Source organism: Ahrensia marina, assembly GCF_001293565.1.
Lineage (GTDB): Bacteria > Pseudomonadota > Alphaproteobacteria > Rhizobiales > Rhizobiaceae > Ahrensia > Ahrensia marina.
The window spans coordinates 89,078-99,915 of the sequence record NZ_JXMU01000016.1 but is presented as its reverse complement, the minus strand read 5'-3'; the positions used below and the strand labels follow the sequence as shown (position 1 = coordinate 99,915).

The following is a 10,838-nucleotide window of genomic DNA, read 5'->3' as shown; positions in this document are numbered from 1 at the left end:
ACATGCGGCAAATCAAAGGGGTAGAGCGTGGATGCGATTCAGTGAAACGCAGACACGCTTTAGAGCAACTCCTATAGGGAATTGCTCTTATTGCTTAGCTCAACCTTTGGAAGGTGTACGGCCAAAGTTCGGCGTATCAATATCCTGTCCGGCCTCAATAATGGACCGGCGGATAGAGCGGGTTTTGGTGAACAACTCAAACAAAGCATCACCGTCACCGCGGCGGATACTCGCGCGCATGGAGGATAGATCTTCTGAAAAACGCGCCAGCATTTCTAGAATTGCGTCTTTGTTATGAAGGCAAACATCACGCCACATTGTCGGATCAGACGCCGCAAGGCGGGTAAAATCGCGAAAGCCCGATGCGGAATATTTAATCACATCAGCCTCTGAAACCGATTCGAAATCAGACGCTGTGCCGACTATATTGTAACTGATGAGTTGCGGCAGGTGAGAGACGAGCGCAAGCACTTGATCGTGGTGGGCAGGGTCCATTGTCTCGACATCAGAGCCGCAAGCGCTCCAGAAGCTGCTCAGCTTTTGCAGTGCCGCCGGATCAGTGTTTTGATCCGGTGTCAGGATACACCAACGGCCCTCGAACAGGCTGGCAAAGCCCGCATCCGGACCGGAATATTCGGTACCGGCAATCGGGTGGCCTGCAATAAAATGCACATTGTCCGGCAGTTCAGGCTTCATCTGGCGAATAACCGAAGCCTTTGTCGAGCCGACATCGGTAACAATCGCACCGGGTTTGAGCGAGGAAGCAATTTGTGCGGCGACCGCACCTGACGCGCCAACCGGAACAGAGACGATGACAAGATCGGCATCTTTGACAGCTTCTGCCGCATCGATTGTGTAGTGCGTTCCAAGGCGCAGCTCTTCTGCGCGCTTGAGCGTTTTTTCACTGCGCGTCGAGACGACAACAGCGTTTGCTATCTTTTCGCGCTCGATCACACGTGCCAAGGACGAGCCGATCAAGCCAATGCCAACTAAGGCAATGCGCTCAAATAAAGGGTTATCAAGAGGCATATCAGGTCGTTTTCATAAATTCTGTCAGTGCGTTGATGACGCCCTGATTTGCTTCTTCAGAGCCGATTGTCATGCGTAGAGCGTTAGGAAGGCCATACGCTGCCACACGTCGCAGAACGAAACCGCGGTCGGTCAGGTAAGCGTCCGCCGCCTCGGATGTGTGAACATCATCGCCTTCAGGAAAATGCATCAGAATAAAATTGCCGACGCTTGGCGTAACTTTGAGGCCAATGGCAGTGAGTGCATCGGTCAGCTTTGGCAGCCATTCGTCATTATGAGCGACTGATTTATCAATATGCGCACGGTCTTTCATTGCCGCAGCACCGGCAGCAATAGCAGCGGAATTGACATTGAACGGACCGCGTACACGGTTGACCGCATCCACAATGTGGGCAGGCGCATACATCCAGCCGATGCGAAGCGCGGCAAGGCCGTATATCTTTGAAAAGGTTCGCGTCATGACGACATTCTGGCTTGCGGAGACCAATTCAATACCTGACGCATAATCATTGCGGCGTACATATTCCGCATAGGCCGCATCCAGAACTAGCATGACGTGCGGCGGCAGATTTTCCTGCAGGCGTCGCACTTCTGAATCACTCATATAAGTGCCGGTCGGATTGTTCGGATTGGCAAGAAATACGATCTTTGTACGCTCGGTAACAGCAGCGAGAATAGCGTCCACATCTGCTTTCAAGTCTGTTTCCGGAACGACAACGGGAACGCCGCCAGCGGCTTTGATCTGGATTTTGTAAACAAGAAAGCCGTGCTCGGTGAAAATACCTTCATCGCCGGGGCCGATATAGGTGCTGGCGAGCAAGCCCAATATTTCATCAGAGCCGTTCGAACATAGGATATTCTCAGGATTGAGCCCGTGTGTCTTTGCAATGGCATCGCGCAATTCTGTCGCCGAACCATCCGGATAAATTTCAAGCTTGTTTGCACAATTATTATAGGCGTCGACGGCAGCAGGGCTTGGGCCGATCGGCGTTTCATTGGACGACAATTTGTGCAGTTTGACATTCGGATTGGCTTTGTCACTACCTGGTACATAGGCCGCTATATCCATTACGCCTTTGTTAGGCTCAGGTCGGGTGGCTTTGGGTGATTGTGCTGTCATCTTAATATCCAGATTGTGAAGAGCGATTACGCTGCCGGTTCTATTTGCTCGAAATAACCACCTACAGCACGAATGTCGAGCATGCTCTTTGGTGCTGCACCGCCATCGGCGATGGCAATAAGCGCCTGATACCTGCCTTGCTCGTCTGTGTCTATCGCGATCACTTTGCCGCCTGTCCAATCATTCAAAGCATCCGTGCTTTCCACAAAGCCAGCATAAGTCCGCCAATCAAACGGAATTGCTTCTGTTGTCGGCGGTGCAACAACAAATGCGTCAACGGACGGCAGCTTTGTTTCAACAAGCACGGGCAGTCTTGCCATCAAGCCAAGACCGTTTTTGCCGCCCAGATATTGCCACCAGCACTTTTCGCCTTCAACAGCGATAACGGCCAGCGCATTGCCGGTTTCGGCCATAACGCCGAAAGCCTGTTTGATGCTGTCGTGGTTTTGAAACGGCACTGTAAAGCCGAACTGAAAACGCGCCATATCGCGCAGTAAATTCGTATCGCCCACATCGGACAAATGCACGGTGTAATTGGCCTGAAGATAAGTAAATGTGGAAATGATATCGCGCCAGATATGGATGATCATTTCCAGCGGTAACGAGCCGCCATGACGCTTGGCGAACTGGACCATCATGCTGGCTTCACGTCCGGGATGAAAGGCCGCACCTTTTTGCGTTGCCGCTCCTTTGACCTTGATCAGTTCGTCGATAACACTGGCACGTTGCATCAAGAGATTATGAACCGACTCATCCACGGCATCGATTTTTGCACGAAGTTCTGTCAGTCGCTGGAGATTGTTTGCGGTCATATGATTCTCTGGGATGTTTGTTGTCTGTGCCGGTCAGGCACGGGATTTTTTACGTGGAGTTTATCGTAAATGCAAAGGCGTCAATCCATTTGATTTCTTGTTGCACCTTGCGGAGAAAGTGCTGGAACGAAAACACGTCTTGATTGACGGCCGGCAACCGGTAAGCCCTGATAAAGTCGTTTTTGTGCTTCGATCACAATAACGCCGCCAAACAGACGCCCGATACGCAGGCCAATGCTTTCAAACTGGTTGGAAAGCTTGAGCGCCAGAAAGCGTCTGCTGGGCGGAAAGAACAAGGCTTCGGTCTCATGCGCGGGGGTAAAATTGGTTTCGCGCAACAGGTTGCGCAGCTGGCCCGATGAGAACGGGCGGCCATTGCCAAAAGGTGTTGTGTCGATACGCGCCCATACGCCGCGTCTGTTGGGAACAACCAATACCAGTTTTCCGTTGGGGGCTAGAACCCGCCAAAGCTCCATCAATGTTTCACGCGGACTTTCCGCATACTCCAATGTGTGAACGGCAAGAACCCTGTCGATGGAACCGTTTGCAAGGGGTAATTCTTCGTCAAAAACCAAAGCAGAGCGCGAAGGGCCGGTGCGCGGCCATCTGGCGGCGCCATGTTCAGCCAGCATGAATGAAAGCGTTATCTGTGCATCGCTTTCAAACCGCTCTAGCCAAGGACGTGTGTAGCCAAGGCCAAGCAAACGCTCATTGGCAACAGGCTCCCAAATGCGTGTGAGCGCCATGGCAATCGCATTGCTGCTGCGTTCTCCAAGTGCAGAATGATAAAAAGCGCGCATTTCCACAATATCGGCGTTCATGGGCTTTTGCTCTGCTTTGATTTATGGATTGTTGCCATGGGTTTAATGTGCGTTGTAGCGACCCGTTCGACAAGTGCTAAATGGTGACGAAATGAATGAATTAACGCCGGACGAAATCAGAGATTTGCTGAAAATGCAGCCGCATCCGGAAGGCGGCTCTTATGTGGAGAGCTTTCGCGATGAAGGGAATCATCAGGGTCGCGCATATTCCACCGCAATTTACTTTTTACTGGAAGCAGGAGAAACATCGCATTGGCACCGTGTTCGAGATGCTGCTGAAGGCTGGCATTTTTATGCCGGTGCGCCGCTGGCTCTGACAATGTCGGCCAATGGCCATGATGCGCAATCCTACCGACTGGGCACCAATCTTGCGATGGGCGAGCGACCGCAGATCATCGTTCCTGCCAATTGGTGGCAAACGGCCACATCGCTTGGCCGCTGGACACTGGTTGGATGCACGGTTGCGCCGGGATTTGAATTTTCAAGTTTTGAACTTGCTGCGCCGGACTGGAAGCCCACCCCGCGCAAACCTAAAGGTGTTTAGGCTTCTTGCCTCGTAAAATGATATTTTTCGCGGCCAGCATCGCGCCAAATGTAATCAGAAGGCAGGCCAATACGATCGACCATGAAAAGAGCGCGCTGCCAAACGCAATCAGGATAATTGTAGAGAGCAGGGGCGCGGCATAGCTGGAAGCGCCGATGACCTGAACATCACCGCGCTTCATGCCGAAGTCCCATGTGTAAAATGCCGCGCCGACAGGCAATAGACCAAGGCCGATAACTGCCATCCATTCAACCGCGCTGTCCGGCATGATGGTTTTTTCAAATATCAGATGGGCGACCAGTGCGAGCACGGTTGTCACTGCGCAATAGGCGATGACGCTTTTGGTGGGGACATCTGCAAATTTGCGCGAGATCAGGGAATAGCCGGTCCATGTGAAGGCGGCCGCAAAGGCCAGCGCGTAGCCCAGTGTCGCATCCGGATCGATGGTGAAACCTTTGCCGCCGGTAACAATCAATATGGTGCCGGTAAAACCGGCCAGCGCGCCAATAATGTGATGCCATCCCAGTTTTTCACCCGGTAGCAACGCGCTACACACCACGATGAGCAATGGCCACAGATAAGCAATAAGACTTGCTTCCACCGCCGGTGCGTTTTTCAAAGCTGCGAAATAAAGGGCGTGATAGGCAAATAGCGCGCCGCCGCCAGCAAGGGCGACCCGCAAGCTTACAGGTTTTTCCGCCGCCGGTTTTTTACGCCCCAGGTTCCAGACGACACCGACCAGTGTGCCGATAAAGAAGGTCATGCATGCCAATTGAAAGGGCGGAATATTGCCCGTTGCATCTGTGAACAGCGCAAGCAGCGCCCACATCAATACGGCAGTGAAACCGATAATTGTCGCGCTATTTTTGTGTGTGTTGTCGTTGTTCTGGCCCATGAAAGCGGTGTCGTCGCAACCGCCTATTTTGTCAATGCTTCAAAGCGCCGTGCCCTGATATTTGCCATGCCTATGCGTGTTTTAATTTTTGCAGCGACGGGTGCAAAATACCCGGTGTCACCGACAGGGGCGAAACTGATTTCAATCCGGCCGTTATCACGCATCCAATTGATGTCTTCTTTTTTGGCATCATATCCTGCAATTGGCTTGAACGAGGCGCGGCAGGTCACCGCTTCACCTTTATAGCCTTTTGTCGAAAACGGAATGGTTCGCAAATAGCGCATGGGAAAATCGGCGCGCATTTCCCCGTCGAAAATCTTTAATGTATTGTTGCAAACCGACCGCATGGATTTTGCGGGAACAAGAATTGCGCCCATCGGATCAAGCACATTGGTCAGATGGCTTTTTTCAATATCCACCCATTTGCCCTTTTTCTTTAATTTGGGCGTGTTTGTAACTTTGGTCACATTATCGCCGGAGAATTCAAGAACTGTTCTCTTGTTTTTGTCGCCGTCCTTATATTTGACATCAAAAGCGGTCGGTTGGACCTTGTCCTTGCCCAAACTGCCAGTGGCTGTCAGGCTGCCGCTTGTTGAGGTGAAAATGGACGCGACGCCTGATGCCTGTAAGGTGCCGTTAATTTTATAGCGGTTGTCAATGATTGAGGTTTTGAATTTGCTTTTGCCAATGTTCAAACCAATGACTGATATGGCATATTCACTCTCGAAATCAGCAGCTAAAGCTGAATTTGCATTGGCGCCGGCGCATATGGCGGCGAAAGTGATCATCGTATAAAGGCGCTTCATTGCCCTGTAATCCTTCGTGATAAGTCCCTCATTGACACCTTATTGATGTAATTTGGCCTTTTATATGATCAATTCTACAGTGCTAGGGCATTGACCTTTTGGAAACTCAACATTATAGAACCCCGACTCCTCGCAAAGTCTAAGTGACAGCGTCGGCGGCCATTTAAGGTTTCGCTTTGATCTTCATTGGACAAGAGGCCATAATTATTTGAGGTAAAGACTATGTCCCGCGTATGCGAATTGACAACAAAAGCGGTCATGACTGGCAACAATGTTAGCCATGCAAACAACAAAACACGTCGCCGTTTCTTGCCAAACCTTTGCCAAGTGACTTTGATGTCTGACGTTCTGGGCGAAAAATTCCGCCTTCGCGTTGCTGCATCAACACTGCGCTCTGTTGAGCACCGCGGTGGTTTGGACGCTTATTTGGCCAAGGCAAAAACTGCTGAACTTTCTCAGCGTGCACGCTTGATCAAGCGCCGTATTGCGCAAAAGCAAGCTGAAGCTGCGTAAGCTTCTTTGGGTTGCAATAATGATTTAGTATGAGCGGGCAAGTGCCCGCTCTGTTGTTTCTCTAGCTGGTGGCATCACCCAGGGTAAAAAAATGCTTATTTCAAAAAACACTTCTCTTTTCATCCTTGCTATGTGCGCCGTTGTGGTTGCCTCCAATTTTCTTGTTCAGTTTCCTGTTCAGGCACATCTTGGCGCGATCAACCTTGCAGATCTTCTGACATGGGGCGCATTTACATATCCGATGGCGTTTCTGGTCACGGATTTGACAAACCGCCGGTTCGGTAAGAGCCAAGCGAGGGTTGTTGTTTTCTCCGGCTTTATATTGGCCGTTGTTCTGTCAATCTGGTTGGCAACGCCGCGTATTGCAATTGCATCGGGCAGCGCTTTCCTGCTGGCACAGTTGCTGGATGTTTCCATTTTTGACCGTTTGCGTGCTTCTCAATGGTGGAAGGCGCCGCTTATTTCGACTGTTCTGGGCTCGATTCTCGATACTATTTTATTCTTCGGAATTGCTTTTGCGCCCGTGTTCGGTTTTCTGGATTTTGGCGGGCAAGACGGGTCTCTTGGTTTTGCCGTCCCGTTTTTGGGTATCGGTGCGCAAGTGCCGCTTTGGATATCGCTTGCCGTCGGTGATTTCATCGTCAAAATATTTGTCGGTGTCGCAATGCTTTTTCCATACCGGTTATTTGTAAGGTCTCCTGCTGCTGCTTGAGCAAAGTAATGTGGTGTTAACCACAATTAGTTCAAAATGTTTGCATTGATTATTCGTACTCTATACGATGCTTTTGAGTGGTGGGGATCTCATCATGTTCAAAAGCATGGCCTTACTTTCAAGTGTATTGTTATTTTCAACAGGAGCACTTGCTGGAGAAAAGACGCTTTCTGAAGGCGTGTCGTTCTTTGTCGGCCAATTTTCCTATTCTTCATTTCCCGGCGATGCGAACATTCCGTTTGGCGGCGAACTTGAGGATAATTTCAACTTTGGCGCTATTTACAACCGGGATTTTGTCGAACTCGGTTCAGGTTTCTTTTTGGGCGGAGAAGTGGGCGGAGCGATACGCTTTGGCGATACTGACCCCACCAGTGCCGAACTTTGGGTGGGTACGACAATCCGGCACCAAGGTCTTGATATCGGGTTCATTAATGTCGCCCCGCGCTTTACATTCGGTTTGAGTGTCGTCAGCGACACGATCGGTATTGAAACCGAGCGCGCCAAAGAGGCCGGAACAGACGCATCCTTGCTGTTCTATCTCGGGCCGGAAATTGCATTCAGTTTTAAACCACTGCCGAAAACGGAATTTTTCTACCGCACCCATCACCGTTCGGGTGCCAACGGCACATTGTCCAATATGGGCGGCGGCCATAATGCGCATGTTTTTGGTGTGCGCCGGAATTTTTAAGTCAGCGAGCCTGTCAGTCTGAACTCCAAAAGCAAATTACGTTGAAACAGCGAATGGTTATCGTCCGAGACAATCGTCAGGCGCGGCGTTCCATCCTCGTCCGTTGTAATCGACAACCCTTCCATATTGTCGATCTGGTAGAGCATGTCAGCCTCAAGCAATATCTCTCCGTCGACGGTAGCACCTGCTGTGATTTCACTTGCCGTGAAGTGACGCAGCCGCATTGCAACGCCCGATGCAATGTTGAAGCGTCTTTCGAGTGTAATCACGTTGCCATTGGGTAAAAATCCCAAATCCGTTATATCAAACTCGCCGGTTCGAACCACAGAAAACTCAAAACTACTGCCATGATCATGGCGTACAAAGCCCATAATATTCTTACTTTTATCAAGGCTTTTCTCGCTAATTCCGACAAGCGCGCCACTAAGGGGCGTTCCCTTTGGCGCGACACCTATGCCTTCAAAACCGCGATTGGAGCGAAGCTCAAAAAGCGGTACATCCGGATCGCTGGTATTTTGAAAAATATATGTGCCACTGGCATCGACTTTGTAAGCGTCAATGCGGTGCGCCCGTTCGAATCCGACCAAAAATTCATCGCCTCTACGGGCAATGCTTTCGGCATCTGCCTGCCATTTTTGTTTAATGGGAGAGCCGGCCTCATTTAAAATTTCCTGCAGACGCGCAGAAAGCCCGACCGGTGCGCCGGTTTCACTGCGCAGGATTTTGCCATCTATCCAGAAACCTGTGTCGAGAACACCGACAAAATCTGTCTGGTTGGGGGAAATAGTAATGCCCGACCATGCGCCAAAATCACGTGATCCGCCGGTCATTTCCAGCCCGCCGACAAATTCAAGCGGCCCGAACTGTTTTTCATCAGAACCAATTCGAAATTGCTCAAATGGCCGGGCTTGTACGTCAAAGCTTTGAAGCGTTTGGGCTTTTGCTGATAATATTGTCAGCGCTAGAAAAAAGGCTAAAGCGCCGCCAAATTTAATCACTGCGCTTTCGCCCGTTTTCTTCTTCAAACAGGGACGCAAGCTGCTCTGTCATTGCGCCGGCCAGTTCTTCAGCATCTACAATGGTGACAGCGCGTCTGTAATAGCGCGTTACATCATGGCCGATACCGATTGCGAGCATCTCGACATTCGAGCGGGTTTCTATTTCTTCAATGACTGCCCGCAAATGGCGTTCGAGATAATTGCCCGGATTGACGGAGAGCGTTGAATCATCAACCGGCGCACCGTCTGAAATCATCATCAGAATTTTGCGCTGCTCTGAACGTGCCGCCAACCGGCGGTACGCCCAGGTCAGAGCCTCGCCGTCGATGTTTTCTTTAAGCAGGCCCTCGCGCATCATCAGCCCGAGATTTTTATTGGCACGGCGCCATGGCGCATCGGCTGATTTATAAATTACATGCCGCAGATCATTAAGACGGCCTGGCTCATTGGGCTTGCCGTTTTTCAGCCAGGTCTCACGCGCCTGACCGCCTTTCCAAGCGCGGGTCGTAAAGCCAAGAACCTCGACTTTGACGCCGCAACGTTCCAGCGTACGCGCAAGAATGTCGGCACAAGTTGCCGCCACAGTGATGGGGCGGCCGCGCATTGAGCCGGAATTATCGATCAGCAGCGTGACAACAGTATCGCGGAAATTAGTGTCCTGTTCGCGCTTGAATGACAGCGCGCCAAAACCGCCAGATTGTTCTTCGATAATAATGCGGGGCAGGCGGGCCGGATCAAGATAACCTTCTTCCTGATCAAAATCCCATGAGCGATTTTGCTGTGCCATCAAGCGGCGCTGCAAACGGTTGGCCAGACGCCCGACTACGCCCTGCAAATTGGCGAGCTGCTTATCGAGGAATATCCGAAGCCGCTCCAGCTCAGCCTCATCGCACAGTTCTTCAGCGCCGACGGTTTCATCAAATTCAGTCGAATAAACCTTATAGTCAATGTCGGAAAGAATATCCTGAATGCCGGGATCAGGCCGCTGGGCCTCACCGGGCTCTTCGGCCTCCTGATCGAAATCTTCGTCCATCTCGTCGGCAGTGGCGTCAGATTCATCCATCTCGCCAGCCTCGGACTCTTCGCTTTCGATAGGTGTGTCGTCCTCTTCGCTGGTTTCGTCGCCCGATTCCTGATCGTCCAACCCACCATCATCGTCATCATCATCGGCTTCAGGCGTGCTTTCGTCGTCGGACTCATCTTCGTCCTGATCCTGTCCGTCCCCGTTATAATCCTCTGCCATTTCCATGCGGAACAGCATGTCGCGCACCGTTTTAGCAAAGGCCGCCTGATTTTCGATATCGGCTGCAAGGCGCTCGATTTCATCGCCGGCCTTTTCGTCGATCCAGTCGCGCCAGAGATTAACAACGGAAGCTGCGCCTTCCGGCGTTTTGCGGCCGGTCAAACGTTCGCGCACGACAAGGGCGATCGCCTCCTCAATCGGGGCGTTTTCCTTTTCGGTCACGCCTGAAAGATTGGAGCGAATAAATTTGTCTTCGACCATCGCTGCCAGATTGTCACCAACGCCGGACATGCGCTTTGCGCCGATGGATTCCACACGCGCCTGTTCGACGGCATCATAGACGGCGCGGGCCTGATCGCCTTCCGGCAACATGGTGCGATGCACAGTTTCATCATGGCACGCAGCGCGCAGAGCCATTGAATCGCCCACGCCGCGCGTGATCATCACATCGTTTTTCGTCACGCGCTTGGGCAGGTCTGGAATACGAGCGTGATTGCCGGCGAAAGCCGGTTTGTCATTAGAGAAAACAACTTCCATTTCCTGATCGCCGGAAATGGCGCGCATACAGGCCGTTACCGCTTTTTTGAACGGTTCGGTATCAACCTTCTGGTTGGGTTTTCTTCTGTAATTATCGCCCGGACCTGCCACGTTTACTCC

General features: G+C 51.4%; 12 protein-coding genes. 4 read left to right on the top strand and 8 right to left on the bottom strand.

Annotated elements, in window-relative coordinates:
- Positions 1–99 precede the first annotated feature (99 nt).
- From SU32_RS11775 to SU32_RS11760, 4 genes are all read right to left on the bottom strand, one after another.
- Positions 100–1,029: a prephenate/arogenate dehydrogenase family protein gene (locus SU32_RS11775; protein ID WP_053999566.1), complete on the bottom strand. Its 930-nt coding sequence runs from the start codon at positions 1,027–1,029 to the stop codon at positions 100–102.
- Between the two features lies 1 nt (position 1,030).
- A complete protein-coding gene (gene hisC / locus SU32_RS11770) occupies positions 1,031–2,149 on the bottom strand; it encodes a histidinol-phosphate transaminase (RefSeq protein WP_053999565.1) in 1,119 nt (372 codons plus the stop codon).
- A gap of 26 nt (positions 2,150–2,175) precedes the next feature.
- Positions 2,176–2,961, bottom strand: a complete 786-nt coding sequence (locus SU32_RS11765) for a chorismate mutase (protein ID WP_053999564.1) — start codon at positions 2,959–2,961, stop codon at positions 2,176–2,178.
- Positions 2,962–3,041: 80 nt separating this feature from the next.
- On the bottom strand, positions 3,042–3,782 hold the full coding sequence (locus SU32_RS11760; protein ID WP_053999563.1) for a class I SAM-dependent methyltransferase: 741 nt from the start codon (positions 3,780–3,782) through the stop codon (positions 3,042–3,044).
- Positions 3,783–3,873: 91 nt separating this feature from the next.
- Between SU32_RS11760 and SU32_RS11755 the strand changes: the two genes are divergently transcribed.
- Positions 3,874–4,326, top strand: a complete 453-nt coding sequence (locus tag SU32_RS11755; RefSeq protein ID WP_053999562.1) for a cupin domain-containing protein — start codon at positions 3,874–3,876, stop codon at positions 4,324–4,326.
- Here the strand turns inward: SU32_RS11755 and yddG are convergent.
- Entirely contained in the window at positions 4,313–5,221 is a 909-nt protein-coding gene (gene yddG / locus SU32_RS11750) for an aromatic amino acid exporter YddG (protein WP_053999561.1), read from the bottom strand. The two genes, SU32_RS11755 and yddG, sit on opposite strands and share 14 nt — an antisense overlap.
- Before the next feature lie 23 nt (positions 5,222–5,244).
- Entirely contained in the window at positions 5,245–6,027 is a 783-nt protein-coding gene (locus SU32_RS11745; RefSeq protein ID WP_053999560.1) for a DUF3108 domain-containing protein, read from the bottom strand.
- 222 nt (positions 6,028–6,249) lie between these two features.
- On the opposite strand from SU32_RS11745, the gene rpmB reads away from it, so the two are divergent.
- The 3 genes from rpmB to SU32_RS11730 all read left to right on the top strand — a co-directional run bounded on the left by rpmB (position 6,250) and on the right by SU32_RS11730 (position 7,940).
- Entirely contained in the window at positions 6,250–6,540 is a 291-nt protein-coding gene (gene rpmB, locus SU32_RS11740) for a 50S ribosomal protein L28 (protein ID WP_053999559.1), read from the top strand.
- A gap of 91 nt (positions 6,541–6,631) precedes the next feature.
- Positions 6,632–7,252: a VUT family protein gene (locus SU32_RS11735; protein ID WP_053999558.1), complete on the top strand. Its 621-nt coding sequence runs from the start codon at positions 6,632–6,634 to the stop codon at positions 7,250–7,252.
- Between the two features lie 94 nt (positions 7,253–7,346).
- The gene (locus tag SU32_RS11730) at positions 7,347–7,940 is read left to right on the top strand and encodes a hypothetical protein (protein ID WP_053999557.1); all 594 of its coding nucleotides are present in this window, start codon (positions 7,347–7,349) and stop codon (positions 7,938–7,940) included.
- On the opposite strand, the gene SU32_RS11725 is transcribed toward SU32_RS11730, so the two are convergent.
- Both SU32_RS11725 and cobT read right to left on the bottom strand, forming a co-directional pair.
- Positions 7,937–8,938 (bottom strand): esterase-like activity of phytase family protein, encoded by a 1,002-nt coding sequence (locus SU32_RS11725; RefSeq protein WP_053999556.1) that lies wholly within the window; start codon positions 8,936–8,938, stop codon positions 7,937–7,939. The two genes, SU32_RS11730 and SU32_RS11725, sit on opposite strands and share 4 nt — an antisense overlap.
- On the bottom strand, positions 8,931–10,829 hold the full coding sequence (cobT, locus tag SU32_RS11720) for a cobaltochelatase subunit CobT (protein ID WP_053999555.1): 1,899 nt from the start codon (positions 10,827–10,829) through the stop codon (positions 8,931–8,933). Before cobT ends, SU32_RS11725 begins: the two co-directional genes overlap by 8 nt.
- Positions 10,830–10,838 lie beyond the last annotated feature (9 nt).